This is a genomic window from Bradyrhizobium liaoningense (genome assembly GCF_018130785.1).
Classification (GTDB): domain Bacteria; phylum Pseudomonadota; class Alphaproteobacteria; order Rhizobiales; family Xanthobacteraceae; genus Bradyrhizobium; species Bradyrhizobium liaoningense_A.
Genome location: NZ_JAFCJT010000003.1, coordinates 46,896 through 63,385, shown reverse-complemented (window position 1 = coordinate 63,385; position 16,490 = coordinate 46,896). Strand labels below are relative to the sequence as shown.

General features: G+C 65.5%; 11 protein-coding genes. 7 read left to right on the top strand and 4 right to left on the bottom strand.

The window, feature by feature from the left end; all coding sequences use genetic code 11:
- Window positions 1-37: 37 nt before the first annotated feature.
- Complete coding sequence (locus JQ627_RS10540) at window positions 38-1,417, bottom strand: O-antigen ligase (protein ID WP_212484162.1); 1,380 nt, start codon at window positions 1,415-1,417, stop codon at window positions 38-40.
- A 39-nt stretch (window positions 1,418-1,456) separates the two neighbouring features.
- Complete coding sequence (locus tag JQ627_RS10535) at window positions 1,457-2,524, bottom strand: glycosyltransferase (protein ID WP_212484161.1); 1,068 nt, start codon at window positions 2,522-2,524, stop codon at window positions 1,457-1,459.
- Between the two features lie 249 nt (window positions 2,525-2,773).
- Between JQ627_RS10535 and JQ627_RS10530 the strand changes: the two genes are divergently transcribed.
- Window positions 2,774-3,760, top strand: a complete 987-nt coding sequence (locus JQ627_RS10530) for a glycosyltransferase (protein ID WP_212484465.1) — start codon at window positions 2,774-2,776, stop codon at window positions 3,758-3,760.
- A 15-nt stretch (window positions 3,761-3,775) separates the two neighbouring features.
- Here JQ627_RS10530 and JQ627_RS10525 read toward each other — a convergent pair whose 3' ends face one another.
- The gene (locus JQ627_RS10525; RefSeq protein WP_212484160.1) at window positions 3,776-4,804 is read right to left on the bottom strand and encodes a glycosyltransferase family 2 protein; all 1,029 of its coding nucleotides are present in this window, start codon (window positions 4,802-4,804) and stop codon (window positions 3,776-3,778) included.
- Window positions 4,805-5,199: 395 nt separating this feature from the next.
- Between JQ627_RS10525 and JQ627_RS10520 the strand changes: the two genes are divergently transcribed.
- The 5 genes from JQ627_RS10520 (at window position 5,200) to JQ627_RS10500 (ending at window position 11,043) form a co-directional block, all read left to right on the top strand.
- Complete coding sequence (locus tag JQ627_RS10520; protein WP_212484159.1) at window positions 5,200-6,000, top strand: methyltransferase; 801 nt, start codon at window positions 5,200-5,202, stop codon at window positions 5,998-6,000.
- Between the two features lie 291 nt (window positions 6,001-6,291).
- A complete protein-coding gene (locus JQ627_RS10515; protein WP_212484158.1) occupies window positions 6,292-8,667 on the top strand; it encodes an exopolysaccharide transport family protein in 2,376 nt (791 codons plus the stop codon).
- Window positions 8,660-9,466: a WecB/TagA/CpsF family glycosyltransferase gene (locus JQ627_RS10510; protein ID WP_212484157.1), complete on the top strand. Its 807-nt coding sequence runs from the start codon at window positions 8,660-8,662 to the stop codon at window positions 9,464-9,466. Before JQ627_RS10515 ends, JQ627_RS10510 begins: the two co-directional genes overlap by 8 nt.
- A gap of 19 nt (window positions 9,467-9,485) precedes the next feature.
- On the top strand, window positions 9,486-10,478 hold the full coding sequence (gene galE / locus JQ627_RS10505) for a UDP-glucose 4-epimerase GalE (RefSeq protein ID WP_212484156.1): 993 nt from the start codon (window positions 9,486-9,488) through the stop codon (window positions 10,476-10,478).
- 223 nt (window positions 10,479-10,701) lie between these two features.
- Window positions 10,702-11,043, top strand: coding sequence for a hypothetical protein (locus JQ627_RS10500; RefSeq protein ID WP_212484155.1), 342 nt, complete (start codon window positions 10,702-10,704; stop codon window positions 11,041-11,043).
- Here JQ627_RS10500 and JQ627_RS10495 read toward each other — a convergent pair.
- A complete protein-coding gene (locus tag JQ627_RS10495; protein WP_212484154.1) occupies window positions 11,017-15,132 on the bottom strand; it encodes a GAF domain-containing protein in 4,116 nt (1,371 codons plus the stop codon). The genes JQ627_RS10500 and JQ627_RS10495 overlap by 27 nt on opposite strands.
- Before the next feature lie 294 nt (window positions 15,133-15,426).
- On the opposite strand from JQ627_RS10495, the gene JQ627_RS10490 reads away from it, so the two are divergent.
- Entirely contained in the window at window positions 15,427-16,479 is a 1,053-nt protein-coding gene (locus tag JQ627_RS10490; protein ID WP_212484153.1) for an Ldh family oxidoreductase, read from the top strand.
- Window positions 16,480-16,490: the final 11 nt, after the last annotated feature.

The window sequence follows — 16,490 nt, the reverse complement described above, 5'->3', positions numbered from 1 at the left end:
ACAAGCGACGTCGCTGCTTATCGTTAAGCCGATGCCACTATTGCCGCCCGGGTTGCGACAAGCTGTCAGCGCTGGGTTCCATCTGCTCGACGCATTGGAACCTGGCCAGGAGGTGCAGGCCTGCCACGGCGAGAGCGAACAAGAACCAGATCGGATTCTGCCGTTCGAGCAGGAAGGTCTCGGTGGCCCCGTAATACAAGCCGAACAGCCATACGGTGAGGAACAGTTTTGCCAGCGCGCGACTACGGTTGTGAGCCCGGGCTGACTGGAAATTGCCGAGCGGGGCGACCACGAAGACGAGGATCACGAGCAACAGCCCCGGCAAGCCGATGGTGACCGCGAGATCGAGATAGCTGTTGTGGCTGTGAGCGGCCGACGTCGCCCATTCGGAACCCTGGGCCGTCTGCCGCGCGGTCACGTCGTCCCAGAAGGCCGCATAGCCGTGACCGATGATCGGCTTCTCGGCAACAGCCGCGAGCGCGAACTCCCAGATGGCCGAACGGCCGGTGAAGGTCGGATCGAGCGGAAGCAGCCGCGTCATCGCCCCGAGCGCCGGGCTCAGGACGCTGCCGACCGTCAGCAGGTTCATCACGATCAGCGGCACGAAACAGATCAGCCGCTTCAGCCACAGGCTTGGCGTGACATAGACCAGCGATGCGAGCGCGTAGATCGCAAGGCACAGCACCGTCGACGTCTTGCCGCCGGTGAAGATCAGGAAGATGCCGGCAAGTGCTGCGATCGCCGGGCCCATCACGAACGAGCCGACGGCGCAGAGATAGATGCCGACATAGACCAGGATGGTCATCACGGGCGACGCAATGTTCTTGTGACCAAAACTGCCGCGCCAATCGCCGGCAAGTTGCGGCTCGGTGAGGTCGAGCGCGGTGTGCATTGAATATTGCGGCGCGAGGAAGACGCCGAGATAGCACAGCACCAACAGCACGAGCGCGGCGCCGCCAAGGCACAGGTTAAAGGTCCGCTGTGTCGGCGGCAGCAATGGCAACAGCACTGCGAGCGACGTCACGCTGATCGCCAGCACGAAGCGCTGGATCGAAACGCCGCGGCTCTCGGAGAAGACGATGTTGATCAACAGCCAGCCGACGAGACAGAGATGCAGCGGGGTCACCAGGCTCTTCAGCGCGGGGGCATCGGTCGCGGCGACGAGCAGCATCGCGACCGCGGCCAGCAGGCCCCAGGAGATATAGGTGAGCGCCATGCGCCCGCCGACGACGGTGGTCACGTCCTCGTTGCGAAGATCGGGAAACGGATCGAGCGTCACCAGCACAAGCAGCAGCGCCGCGACCGCAACGAGGCAGCGCGCCGCCCGCACGGCATTGAGCCCCGCGAGCCCATCGTGCAGGACGTGGCCCAACGATCGGGCCTCGACGTCGGTCATGTCAGTGGCGCTGCGATCCATGGCTCAAGGCAGGTGGTAAAGCCGAGGAAGTTTCAGGTTTTAGCCCGTCCCTGTTAAGCATCCGTCAACCAGCATGCCGGGGGTCTGCGACACCGCCTGCGGCCGCACGATGCTGCATGCGATCTCGTAATATTGCAGCGCGCGCTGCTCCAGCGTCAGATTGTCGAGCACGAAGCCACGCGGATCGAACGTACCAGCGGCGCACCCGGCCCAGAAACTGTCCCAGCCCGTTTCGAAGCCCGCGATGTCGGGGAATTTGGCGCCGCAACGGTCATCCCAATACGGCACGGACGACACCGGCGCGAACTGGACGCGGTGCGGATAATAATCGGGGTCTCGCCACGGCCCGCCGGGATCCCACGCGAACACCGGCACGCCGCAGGACAGAGCCTGCTGATAGGCGATGCCCTGGCTTTCGTTCTGGCACAGGAAGATCATCGCGCGCGAACGCGCCAGCGCGGCCTGGTAGTCCTCTTCCTTGTAGCTGCCATAGCGCAATTCCGTGAACGAGCGGCCCTCCTTCAGAAGCCGGGCGCGGACGGGCTCGATCAGCTCCGGCGCATAGCGCTCGCGGTCCCAGTGGACCTTGTCGTAGATCAGCACATCGACGGTCTTTTGCGACGGCGCCGATGGCGCCCAGAGATCCGTATCGATACCGATCGGCCAGGCCTCCGTGTCGGGCCAGTACGGCCGGTACATGTCGACATACCAAGGGCCGGGCACCACGACCTTCTTCACCGGCAGCCGCTTGAACAGATCGGGGTCGTCGAGCGGATGATTGTGGGCGGCCACTCCAAGCAGGATCGGATTCTTCCACGCGAACTTGTCGAGCAGGAAGGTGCGGCCGATGATGCAGGCGAGTTCGTCGGTATGCTGCGCGATGTAGCCGAAGTCGTTGACACGGTAGCGGATGCCGAGCCGCTCGAGTCCTGCACAGAGATTGAGGAACACGCGAAGCTGCCCGCTCATGCGCGGCTCGCCGAGCAACATGCGGCGCGCCATGCGCCGCAGATGCCGGTCGCCGGGGAACCAGCGATCGTCCTTGTCCTCATAGAAGAGGTTGAGGACCATGGCATCGGGGTCGTGTTCGAACGTCTTTGCGGGCACTGGATCCATCCGCGGCAATCACGTCCGCATTCTCGCATGGGACCGGCTGTCGCACTCTTCCAAATTTGCGACAGGCTTAATGCCACCGGCTTAACGCTAATCTACGAAACCAGGGACGCACAGGCCCTCGCGGCAACGATTTGGCTGTAATCCGAGTATCATTCGCAGCGGGCCAATGTTGCGATTGATCGCAATGCCAGTTCGGCAGATGCGCCCTGGTTAACAGACCCTTAAAGGCGAGCCGTGGCTCTGATTACCGCCGAAGACGTTCTCGATTTGCCGGCTACCTCGCGCCTCGCTCCGGCGGTGCGTCAGCCGCTGCCGGCGAGCAAGACCACATCGGTGTCCGTCGTCATTCCCGCCAAGAACGTCGCAGCCTATATCGGCGAGACCCTCGCCAGCGCACTGGCGCAAGGCGAGATCAGCGAAGTGATCGTCGTCGACGACGGCTCGAGCGACACCACCACGGCCATCGTCCGCGCCATTCGTGACCCGCGGCTGCGGCTGATGATCAACGACTCCTCCGGCGTATCGGCGGCGCGCAATCTCGGCGCGCGGCATGCGAGCGGCGAGTGGCTGCTTTTCCTCGATGCCGACGACCGCCTGCGCCCCGGCGCGGTGGCGGCGCTGCTGGCGGCGGCACGTGGCGCTCCGCGCGCGGTTCTCGTCTACGGCGACTACGATACGATCGACAGCGAGGGGCGGCAGATCGGCCGACGCGGCCTGCTGAAAGGACGCCGCAAGCCGTCGGGCGACGTGCTGGCGCGGCTCGCCAGTGGCAACTTCATCGTCAATGGCGGCATCGCGCTCGCACGTGCGGAGGCCTTTCGCGCCATCGGCGGCTTCGACACTTCGCTCAGATATTGCGAAGACTGGCATTGCTGGTGCCGCCTCGCCGCGATCGGCGAGTTCGAGTTCGCACCGAAGCTGCTGCTCGACTATCGCCTGCACACCGCCAACACCATGAATGCCGCAGTGCGGACGCCGAAGGATTTCTTCCCGGCGATTGCGCGGGTGTTCGACGATGGCCTGATCCTGGCGCGGCTGCCCGAAGGCATGGCAGCCGGGCTGCGCCTGGCGGCCGAGGTTCATCTCGTCACCTATTCTGCGATGCAAGCGGTCCGCTTCGGCAGATATCGCCAGGCCTTCGGCTATCTCGGGATGGTCGGACGACGCTCTCTCAAGGCGCTGCCGCGCGCCACGCTCAGGGTCGCCCTCGCCCGCTTCGGCATCTAATCCGACCCTGTCACGTCAGGACACGATCTTCGAGGCCTCGTACGGCTTCGGCTCGATGCCGAATGCCGCCAGCAGGGAGCCGAACGCGACCAGCGCCGGATGCATGGCGACGACGGCCTTCGATGTCGCGAGCAGACGAGCGGAACGCACCAGCGACAGCGGCAGCCGTCCGAGCATCTGCGCGAACACCCGCGCCCGCGCCCCCGCGCTTTGTGCGGCCTTGTACTGCACACGGTAATTGATGGCGCCGATACGCAGGCCGCGTTTGGCGATCCAGCCGAGGCTGGTGCGGCTTTGCGGCACGGTCTCGGTGATGACCGCCTCGGCAGTCCAGTGGAAGATCATGCCGGCATCGCGGCACCGCACGAAGAAATCGCAGTCGCCGCCGCCGAGGAAATTGAAGCGCAGGTCGAAGGCGGGTCGATCGAACCGCTCGAACGCCGCACGTGTGATCAGGCAATTCCCGCAGCCATAGATCAGCGGTACCGCGCCGCTGTAATCATAGGCGGGGCAGAAGGCGGGATGACGCGCGAGCCAGGGCTTGCCGTCGTCGTCGAAGACCGGCAGCACCGGCCCGCCGACCACGTCGGCGCCGGTCGCCTCCGCGGTACGAACCATCAGCTCGAGCCAGTCGGGCGAGGCGATCTCGTCGTCGTCGATCATCAGGAAGCGCGTCGCGGCGGGAAACAGCGCCTGCGCCGTCTCGAAGGCGGCGTTGATCGCCTGGCAATTGCCTTGCCGTTTCTCGACCAGGCAGACGCCCTGGAGCCGGCCGTCGGCCAGATACTCCGCGGCAACCGGCGCGCTTTCGCGCCCCACCGCGTCGTTCTCGACCATGACCACCGCGAAGGAGCGCGGAGTGCGCTGGCTGGCGAGCGAGTCCAGCGTCAGCCGCAAATGCTGTGGGCGGCGGAAGCAGGGGATGCAGACGACGATGCCGACCGACAGGTCGATGACGCGGGAGCTCGCCGCGATCTCCCGGTTGGGATCGCGCACGGCATCCGAGATCCGGCTGGCGGAAAGGTCTGTCGGGATCAGCGTCATGGCGTTCTAGATGTCCGAGATTTATTGAAAAAACCCTGCGTCAACCGCGCGGATCGGCGCCGTCCTGCGACGGCACATCGCCGCGGGACAGATCCGGCCCAAAATGAACGGCCGGCGAGGGGCGCAAAACGGCGCCGAGCCACCCGATCTCCCCGCATACATGCACTTAACCGCTTTCGCGTGTTTCTCCTGCAAAACGTTGCATGCGTGATAGTGCAATTCGCAGTCCATTGCGCCGGTAACAGCCCAACATGGACGATGCCGTAGTTAACGCCTATGCGCATTAACCCGCCCGTAAGCACCGCGACCGGTGAAGCGGCGCGGCATCGGATTTGCTCTTCGGGCATGCGGGATTTTTCCTGTAAATTTGAGTCGAACAAGCGCGGTCAGAAAAAATGAACAAGCCAGCCACGATCGATTTCGCGACAGCCACGGCGATCCAAATTCCGGCGGCCACTTCACGCACCGAGGCGCTGCACGATCTTGTCCCCGGCGAAGCCCGCGACAGCCTGCTCGCCGTCCACGACGTGCTGCGCCGCGAGCTGCCGCAGGGCCAGCTCGCAACCTATGAAGCCGGCGGCGGCTCGTGCAGCGTTCTGCCGCCGGAATTGCTGAACCGCAGCAAGGTCACCGTCGTCGATATCGACGAGGACCAGGTCCGCAACAATACTTACGCGGACGAGGCGATCCTCGGCGACGTGCAGACCTACCGTTTCGGGCGCGAGACCTTCGATCTGGTGATCTGCTACAACGTCATCGAGCATCTGCCCCATGTCGATGCCGCGCTCCTGAATTTCCGCGACGCGCTCAAGCCCGGCGGGATGATCCTGATCGGCGCGCCCAATCCGCGCTCGCTGTCAGGCGTCGTCACAAAGTACTCGCCGCACTGGTTTCACGTCTGGTTCTATCGGAATATCCGCGGCATCAAGGACGCCGGCCTGCCCGGCGAGCCGCCGTTCCCGACCTTCTTCCATCCGCTGGTGACGCTGCCGCGGCTCGAAGCATTCGCAGCCGCTAACGGCCTCGAGATGATCTACCGCCGCGAGGTCGAGAGTCCGCGCTATCCCGAGATGCGCCGGCGCAAGCCGCTGTTCGCCGCGCTGGTCGATGCCGGCGCAGCCGTGCTGAATGCCGTCCTCCCGCGCGGGACCGACGTTCGCCGCGGCGATTATCACGTCATCCTTCGGAAAAGCTGATCACCATGGTAAGCGCGCAGTCCATCGCAGGACGAGCGAAGCCTTGCGGCCTCGCTGCGCGCGGTAACGAACCGTTAATCTCCGAAGGTCCCCGCCATCGCCCGTGCCACGGCGACGCGTCGACGAGTGGCATGCGCTTAAACGCTTTGTTTGCCATTTCAGTGAATAGTCCCTCACTGAGTATGGTTAATTTTCCCTGTTGCGTTGATTGGGCACCTATATCCCGGGTGCGTGGCGTGGAGCGAAGAGTAACCCCTCAGCCTGCGGCAGTTGGAATGAAAGCTGGGGATCATGCTTGACTATAACCAGCCGATAGATCGGGCCGGACCGGAGACCCCGCAGCAGAGGCCTCAGGCCGGCTTCAATGTGCTGGAGCTCGTCAATCTGCTCTGGCGGCGGAAGGTCGCGATTGCCGCCGCCGCCCTCCTCGGTGCGACGCTTGCCGTCACGGTCGGCAAGAGCCTGACGCCCCGCTACACCGCGACCGCCCAGCTTTATGTCGACCCGCGCGAGCTTCAGCTCGTCGATCGCGAGCTCACGCCGCGCGCGCAGGACGTCTCCGGCATGGCCATGGTGGTGGAGAGCCAGGCGCGCCTGATCACGTCCAACAGCGTGCTGCTCCAGGTGATCCAGCAGGCTGGTCTCGACAAGGACCCCGAATTCGGCGGCGGCGGTGACGCCAGGAGCCTGATGTCGTCGTTGCTCGGCCTGATCGGCCTTCATCCTCCCGCGCCCTCCGCCGCGGAAAAGAAGGAAGTACAGCTGGCGGCACTCGATGCGCTGAACCGGCACATCACGATCCGCAAGACCGAGAAGAGCTTCATCGTCGATATCGAGGTCTGGTCGACCGATCCGGCAAAGGCCGCGATGCTCGCCAACACACTGACCAGCGCCTACCTCGCGGAGTCCCGTAACTCGCAGGCTTCGGCCGCACGGCGCGCCACCAACGATCTCTCCGGCCGTCTGAAGGAGCTGCGCGAGCGGCTGCGCAACGCCGAAACGACACTCGCAACCTACAAGGCCCAGAACAATTTCGTCGGTACCCAGGACGCGCTGATCAGCGATCAGCAGCTCTCCGCCAGCAACCAGCGGCTTTCTGCGGCCCGCGCTGCGACGATGGATGCGCAGGCGCGGCTCGACCAGATCGAGGCGAGCCGGCGCACGGCGGCGGATGCCGGCGCGAATTCGGAAGCGCTGCAATCGCCGACCATCGCGAACCTCCGCGCGCAATATGCCGACGCGCGCAAGAAATATGCGGAGCAGGCCGGCGAGCTCGGCCCGCGCCACCCGGCACTGCGCCAGACCGAGAAGCAGGTCGAGGATCTCAAGCGCACCATCAACGAAGAGATCGACCGCTTCGCCCAGTCCGCCAAGAACGATCTGACGCGCGCCCGCGACTTCGAAGCCTCGCTCAACCGCGCGCTGGAAGCGCAGAAGCGGCAGAGCGTCCAGCTCAGCCAGGCTGCCGTGCGCCTGCGCGAACTCGAGCGCGAGGCCGATGCCAGCCGCGACGTCTATCAGTCCTTCCTCAAGCGCTCGCGCGAAACCGAGGAACAGGAGACGCTGAACACCTCGGCGGCCCGCGTCATCGGTGAAGCCACGGTGCCACAGCGGCGCTCGTTCCCGCCGGCGATGAGCATGTTCGCCATGATCGGCTTCATCTTCGGCGCGCTCGCCGCTGCAAGCTGGTTCGTTGCGGCCGAGCTTCTGTCCACCGGCGCGATCGCGCCGGCGCCCGCGCCGGCCCGTCCCCAGCGCACGCCCGCACCGCCGACACCCCGAGCGCCGGAGGTTTCGCGAACTCCTGAGGTCGCCCAGCCCCAACCGGCTCCGCTAGCGCCGGAGGTTGCACAGGCCCTGCCGGAACTCGCCGCGCCAACGCTGCAGCCTGAGATCGACGAAAATGCGCTGATCGGAAAGCCGCTGATCGCGCGCCTCCAGGAGGCCGACGTCATCCACACGCTCGGCGCCATCCTCGCCACCGGCGGCGGCGTCGATCTCACCCGGCTGGGCTGGCCGACGCTCCGCCCCGGCTTTCCGCTGACGACGCTTCTCAACGCCTGGCGCGATATGCGCATTGCTGTCGCCCGGCGCGCCGGCGGCAAGGCGATGCCGGTCATCGCACTCGTCGGTGCCGGCGAGACCACCGGGCGCAGCGTGACGGCGCTGAATTTCGCGCTCGCCGCCGCGCGCGACGGCGCCCGCGTGCTGATGATCGATGCCGACCATCAGGCGCACTCGCTGTCGAACAAGGTCAGTCGTCCCGGCAAGAGCGAGCCGAGCAAGCTTGGCTGGCTCTCGATCGGCAGCAAGGCCGCGCGCGAGATCAAGACCGTCAACGACATCTCGGTGCTGCCGGCTGCCGACGGCGATGCCGGCAAGGCGGCTGAGGCCATCCGCAAGGCGATCGAGCAGGCGCGCGCCGCCGGCGGCTACGATCTCGTAATCCTCGACGGCCCCGTGACGCCGCTCAACACAGGCAGCCGCAAGCTGCTCGGCAACGCCGACGCGCTGGTGGCGGTGCTGCCGACCAGCCTCGACATCAACGACGGTCTGGAAGAAATCCTGAACACGCTCGGCCGCGCCGAGCGCAAGCTCGTCGGCGTCGTGCTCGACGAGCTCACGCCCGCAACCCAGGCGCGCCAGCGAGGCAGACAATATGCTTGAGCGCCGCGTCAATCTGGACGGCAGGGCCGCAACCGCCGACGTGCCGCGGATCACCGTCGGCGGCCTTCGCATGGCCGCGCTCGACATGGAAGCAACCGCCGATTTCATGATCGCGGCCACCGATCCCGGCAAACGCATCGGCCGTCCGCTGCATCTGACCTCGGCCAATGGCGAGGTGCTGGCGCGCTGCTCGACCGAAGCGGAGACCGAGCGCCTGTTCCGCGGCGCCGACCTCATCAATGCCGATGGCCAGCCGCTGGTCGCGGCCTCGCGGCTACAACATTGGTTTCCACTGCCCGAGCGCGTCGCGACGACGGACCTGTTCCACGTCGTCGCACGCAAGGCCGAAGCGCTCGGCCGTACCTTCTACATGTTCGGCGCCAGCGAGGCCGAGAACACCGCGGCGGTCGAGAACGTCCGTAAGCTCTATCCGGAGCTCAAGATCGTCGGATACAGCCACGGCTATCTCCGCGGCGAGGACCTGCGCGCGAAGGTCGAGGAGATCAACGCGCTCGCGCCTGACTACCTCTGGGTCGCGCTCGGCGTGCCCAATGAGCAGGCATTCGTCGAGGAATACACGCCGCTGCTGACCAATGTTGGCGTTATCAAGACATCCGGCGGCTTGTTCAACTTTTTATCGGGCAGCCGGTCCCGCGCGCCGCAATGGATGCAGAAAATCGGCCTCGAATGGGTTTGGCGCACCTGGCTCGAGCCGCGCCGCCTGCTCTGGCGCTATTTGACCACCAACCCTCGCGCGCTCTATCTTCTCTTCAGCCGCAAACGGCCTTCCAATCGCTGAGAGAAGAGTAGAAGACGACATGACCGATCGACCGACCGTCCTCGTCACAGGAGGCGCGGGCTATATTGGCTCGCATGCCTGCCGCGCACTGTCTTCCGCCGGCTATCAGCCCGTCGTTTATGACAATCTCTCGACAGGTCATCGCAGCTTCGTCGCCGGCCCGCTGGTGACGGGCGACCTGCTCGACGGCGCCGCGCTGGCGCGCGCCTTCGCCGACCACAAGGTCACGGCGGTGATGCATTTCGCGGCGGCAAGCCTCGTCGGCGAGTCCATGACCGACCCGCAGAAATATTACATCAACAACGTTCAGGGCACGCTGTCGCTGCTGCAGGCGATGCGCAACGCGGGCTGCCGACGCATCGTGTTCTCCTCGACCGGCGCCGTCTACGGCAACGCCGATTCCAAGGAGCTGCCGGAAGACTTCCCCTGCGCGCCGATCAATCCCTACGGCGCGTCGAAATGGATGATCGAGCGCATGCTCGCCGATTATCGCGCGGCCTATGGCTTCGGCGCGTTCTGCCTGCGCTATTTCAACGCCAGCGGCGCCGACCCGGCCGGCGGCATCGGCGAGCTGCGTGACAACGAAACGCATCTCATTCCGCGCGCCATGATGGCGCTCCAGGGCCATGTCGACTTCGCCGTGTTCGGCGACGATTACGATACGCCCGACGGCACCGCGATCCGTGACTACATCCACGTCACCGACCTCGCTGCGGCGCATGTCGCTGCATTGAAGCTCCTGGAAACCGGACATGCCGGCGGCAGCTTCAATCTCGGCACGGGCTCCGGCTTTTCGGTCCGCGAGATCCTGAACGCCATCAGGCAGGAGACCGGGCGCGAGGTGCCGCACACCGTCAAGCCGCGCCGCGCGGGCGATCCCACCTATCTGGTCGCCGATGTCTCCGCCGCGAGAAAGGTGCTGAAGTTCGTGCCGCGCCACTCCGACCTGCCGACGGTGATCCGGACCGCCTGGGCCTGGCACCAGAAGGCGCATCCGCTCAGGACGCGCTAGACGCCCGTATTGCGACTTGCCGGTCGGGCCCCTGAGCGGCTAAAGAGATGATCACAGCCGACGGCGGCGCATGTCCCGACCGCCGCATGTTGCTCTTATGGCCGCCAATGGAAGCGGCATGTGAGGCTCCGCCAATAGCGCGAGCCTGTTCTTCACAGCGAAGGCCACGATCGAGTCCGGGCATCGGCCTGCTTTCAGGCGCCGCCCAGGGAGCACGGAGCGAATGCATCAGGCCGCAAGCCTGCAATTCGAGCGCGTGATGGACGAGCTCGTCCTATGGCACGCCGTGCCCGAGGACGAACGCTCGCCCGCGCCGGCCTGGTGGTGGGGGCCGGCCATGGCGGTGGTCGACGCGCACGAGCCTATGCGACAGGTGTGGTGTTGTGAGCTCGGCCTCGGCGACGGCTCAAGCTTTGCCGAAGGTGCGCATGCCCTCCTGGAGCTGTTCGCCGAGCAGACCTCGCAGCCCTGGCCGGATGATTTTCCGCGCAAGGCGGAAACCAAGCAAGACAACGTCCGCGAGCTGCACCCGCAGCCGTCAGATGACAGCGCGTTTCAGCCGTAACGCTGCGGCTTGTTCGGCGGCAATGTCCGGCTCCGGCTGGAGCGGCGGCGCGACGGGCAGCACCATCGGCCGCAACAGCTCGGCCATCTGCCGTGCCGGCAGCGGCTTGGAGATGAGGAAGCCCTGCATCTCGTCGCAGCCATGGGTGCGCAGGAACGCCTCCTGCTCGGCGTTCTCGACGCCTTCGGCGACCACGGTCATGCCGAGCGCCTTGCCCATGCTGATGATCGCCTGCGCGATCGCCTGGTCCTCCGAATCCTGCGGCAAGTCGCGCACGAAGGAGCGGTCGATCTTGATGGTGTCGATCGGAAAATGTTTCATCAGCGACATCGACGAATAGCCGGTGCCGAAATCGTCGATGGCGAGGCGGATGCCGCGGCTCTGGATGGCGTCGAGCACCTTCAGCGCGCGCCCGACATTGCGCATCATCATGCTCTCGGTGACCTCCAGCTGGAGCAGCACCGGCGACATGCCGGAGGCCGCCAGCGCCTCGTCGACGTCCTGCAACAGATGTTCGTCGACAAACTGCCGCGGCGACAGGTTGACCGCCATCGACACCGGCAACAGGCCGCGGCGCTGCCAGGCCATGGCCTGCGCGCAGGCCTCTTTGACCACCCAGCGGCCGATCGGCACGATCAGCCCGGTCTCTTCCGCAAGCGGAATGAACTGCGCCGGCGAGATGCTGCCGAGATCCGGATGCGTCCAGCGCAGCAGCGCCTCGACGCCGGTGATCTGGCCGGTCTCCATGTCCACCTTGGGCTGGTAGTTCAGCGAGAACTGCTCGCGCTCCAGCGCCCGGCGCAGCGCGCTCTCCAGGGACAGCCGCTCGATCGACTGCGTCTTGACCTCATTGGAGAAGAAGCGATAGCCGTTCTTGCCGTCTTCCTTGGCAAGATACATCGCCATGTCGGCGTTCTTGGTCAGCGTCTGAACGTCGGAGCCGTTGGCCGGATACATCGCGATGCCGATCGAGGCCGTGGTGTGGCACTCGTGGCCGGCCAGCTCCATGGGCTCGGCAAGCGCCGTGAGCAGCCCGGTCGCTATGCGCTGGACGTCGTCGATCTCACCGCACTGGTCGAGGATCACCACGAACTCGTCGCCGCCGAGGCGCGCGACCACGTCGGTTGCCCGCAGCGCACCGCGCAGCCGGTTCCCCACTTCGAGCAGGAGCAGATCGCCGGCCTCATGGCCGAGCGAATCGTTGATGACCTTGAAACGGTCGAGATCGATGAACAGGACCGCGAAACGGTGATCGTGGCGCTGAGCTTCGTCGATCGCCTCCCGCAACAGCCCGTTGAAGGTCTCGCGGTTCGGCAGGTCGGTCAGGCTGTCATGCGAGGCGAGGTATTCGATCCGCTCGTCCGCCTCGTTCTTCTCGTCGGTGCGATCGAAATTTTCCATCGCAAAGGAGACGTTGTCGGCGAGGCGCTGCAACAGCTCGACGAACTCGGCCGTGAAGGTCTCCTGCTCCGTCGACATGTAGATCATGACGCCGACGGGCTGGTCGTGCGTGATGAGCGGGAACGCCGCGCCGGAACGCGCGCCGTCGCCTTGCAGGACGGCATGGAAGGCGCTCACACGACTGTCATTGACATAATCGTTGCTGATGCAGGGCCGGCGAGTTCGAAACGCCGTCCCGCTCATGCCGCGGCCTTCGGGCCGGTCGGCGTCGATGGAGAGACGAACGTTCCTCGTGGTTTCGGCGGACGGCCCTGCGGCCGCGACGATCGCGAGCTGATCGCTGTCGGCGCTGGCCAGCGCAATGGTCGTCGAGGTGAACTTGCCGCCGGTGGACGCGGCCTGACATACGAGCTCGAACAGCTCGCTGCGCGACTTGGCCCGCACGATCGCTTCATTGGTGGCGCTCAGCGCGGCGAACATGCGCGTCAGGCGCTCCTTCTGCGCCTCGGTCCGCGACCGCTCCTCGGCCCGGTCGAAATTGTCGAGCGCAAAGGAGACGTTTTCCGCCAGACGCCCGAGCAGCTGGATCAGATCAGGCGTGAAGGTGCCTTCGTCCGGCGAAAGGAACAGCAGGATGCCGACAGCATCGGCGCCGTTCTTCAGCAGCGGGAAGCAGCCGCCAGACTTCGTGCCCTGGTCCCGCGCGATACGGCGCCAGTGCGTCGCACGAACGTCGGTGAGGAGCTCGTTCGCCACGCAAGGCGCCTTGGTGCGGAACGCGGTGCCGGCGAGTCCCCGCCCTTCTGGCTCATCGGCGGAGGTCGCGAAACGCCATGTCTCGACGTGACTGCGGCATTCGCCCTTGGTGACGGCGATGTCGAGGTGGCGCCCCGTCGGATCGACCATGGCGATGGTGGCGGACGTGAAGGTGCCGCCGAGCACGGCCGCCTCGCAGACCGCCTCGAACAAGTCGGCGCGGGTCTTCACGCGCATGATTGCCTCGTTGGTCGCGCTCAGCGCCTCGAGCATGCCGCGCAGGCGATTGCGCTGCATCTCCGCCTTCGCCTTCTCGTCCGAGCGATCGAAATTCTCGAGCGCGAAGGCGACATTGGCCTGGAGCCGTTGCAGCAACTCGACGAATTCGGGCGTGAATGTGCCGCGTTCCGGCGAGTTGAAGAGGAATATTCCTTCGACGCGATCACCGTTGAACAGCGGCAGCGCCGCGGAGGATCCGATGCCGTTGCGGCGGGCGTTGGCTGCCCACGGCGCGATCCGGTCGTCGGACAGCACATCGTTGCTAATGCAGGGCTGGCGCGTGCGGAAGGCGGTTCCCGTCAGCCCCCGCCCCTCGGGCACCTCGTCGGAGGTGGAGAACTTGAAGGAGCGCACCGTATCCGCGTTCGGTCCGTAGCAGGCGACCACCCGGAGCAGCTCGGCATGGTGATCGACCAGCGCGATGGTGGCTGAGGTGAACTTGGCGCCTTTCGCCGTGGCCTCGCAGACGAGGTCGAACAGCTCGGCCCGTGAGCGCGCACGCAAGATCGCCTCATTGGTCGCGCTGAGCGCCGCATACATGCGCGCCAGACGCTCTTCCTCGGCCGCGATCTGCGCCTTCTCGGCCTCACGGTCGAAATTGTCGAGGGCAAAGCAGACGTTCTCGGCGATGCGCAGCATCAGCGCGACAACTTCCTCGTCCTTCGCCCAGGACTGGCTGAGGAAGGACAGGATGACGCCGATGCTTTGGCCATGCTGGATCAGGGGAGCCGCGATACAGGCGGCAACGCCCGTGTTGACATTGGCCTGCTCCCACGGCGTCCCCTTGGTGCGACGCGCGAGATCGCGTTCGACAAACGGCTTCTGGGTCCGGAACACCTCGCCGGAGATGCCGCGACCGTAAGGATTCTCGGGATCGACGGAGTAGCGGGTCCGGGCCACGATCTCCAGATTCTCACCGGTGCCGGCGACGGGCTTTAGCCAATGCGAGTCCTGCTCCTTCAGCAGAACGAATGTCGCCAGCGACTTGCCGCCGTGTACGGAAGCATCGCACACCAGCTGATACAATTCATGCTCGGTCTTGGCGCGCAGGATGGCTTCGTTGGTCGCGCTGAGCGCGCCAAACATGCGGTTGAGCCGTCGCGTCGCCCGCTCGCTGGTCTGCCGCGCGGTCTCGCGCGCGAAATTGTCCAACGCATAGGAGATGTTGGCCGACATGCGCTCGAACAGCGACACCATCTGCTCGTTCAGCGAGCCGGCCTCCCTGCGGGTCACATACAGAACGCCGACGCTCTTGCCGCTGCAGAGCAGCGGCAGCGCCGCGGCCGCGCCAATGTGGGCCTTGGCTGCGCCCTCGCGCCACGCCAGCGAGCGAGGATCATTCAGGTAATCGTTGCTGATGCTCAGCCTCTGATCGCGAAATGCTTCGCCGCCGACGCCCGCTCCCTCGGCGGTGCCGGCATCAGTGGTGATCTCGAGCGAACGCAGCCGTGCGACGTCATCGCCGCAGCCGGCCGCAAAGCACAGCCGCCGGCCATCCGGTCCGACCAGGAACACGGCGACGGCCAAAAAATCCCCGCTCGAAAACCCGGCGTCGCAGACCTTCTGGTACAGCTCGTCCGGCGATTTCGCGTAGAGGATCGCTTCGTTGATGGCGCTCAACGCTGCAAAGGTGCGCGCGAGGGTCGTCTGCACGATCTCAGCTCCCGGGCATTTCTGCCTAATTTTCCCGGGCGCTTTATGAACGGCCACCGCCTAAGTGGTCGTTATTGCGCGCTGCAAACCCTCGATCAAAGTGAACGAGCTGCGAACGACCGGCGCCAAACTGTCGGGAATGCCGCCGCACGGGAGGAATCTCCCACCAAAGGCGCGCTCTCTTTGCGAATTTGCAGCCCTGTATTGGTTTACGGGAGATTGATATCGCTCCCGCGCTTTGAGACGATGGCTCACAACAAGCAGCCCGTTAAGGGCACAATGCCGGGGAACGCCATGCCCATCGTCGAGGCCGACCGACTCACGCGCATCAGCGCAGCACTGCTCCGCGCCGCCGGAGCCTCCGAGGAAGAGGCCGATGCGGTGGCCGTCGGCTGTGTCAACGCCAATCTCGCCGGCCATGATTCCCATGGCGTGATCGCGGTTCCGACCTACATCGACCGCATCAAGGCAGGCCACATCGTTCCAGGCGCGAAATGGTCCATCGTCCAGGAATCGCCGACCACGACCGTGATCGACGGCCAGTGGGGGTTCGGCTTCCACGTCAACGCCAAGGCGATGGCACTGACGATCGAGAAGGCGAAGACGGCGAACGTCGCCGCCTGCACCGTGTTCCGCCAAAGTCATGTCGGCCGCCTCGCCGCCTATCCGTTGATGGCGATGCGCGAAGGCATGATCGGGATTGCGACCGCGGATTCCGGTCGCTCGCCGAAGCACGTGGCGCCGTTCGGGGGCAAGGAGGCGCGGCTCGGCACCAACCCGATCTCGATTGCGGTGCCGTCCGATCTCGACGCGCCGTTCTATCTGGACATGGCAACCTCGGCGGTTGCGGCCGGCAAGATCCAGCTCGCAGTCGCGCGCGGCGAGGAGATTCCGACCGGATGGATCATCGATGCCGAGGGACGGCACACCACCGATCCCACCCAGTATCGCAAGGGCGGCGCGCTGCTGCCGCTCGGCGGCACCGAGGGTTACAAGGGCAGCGGCCTCGCCGCCATGGTCGAGGTGCTGTGCGGCCTGCTCACCGGTCTCGGCTTCGGCGTCGAACCGACCGGACGTCACAATGACGGATGCTTCATGGCGGTGTTCAATGTCGCCGCCTTCCGCCCGTTGAAGGAGTTCAAGCGCGAGGTCGCCGAATTCGCGCACTATCTGAAATCCACGCCGCCCTCCGAAGGCAGCAAGGGCGTGTTCTATCCCGGCGAGATCGAGGGGTTGCGCGAGCAGCAACGCCTGCGCGACGGCCTCGAGATCGAGGATGCGACCTGGGAAAAGCTGCGCGCGCTGGCGCGCGAGTACCGGCTCGATACCGTGCTCGATCTGGCCTGACGGAAATTGGG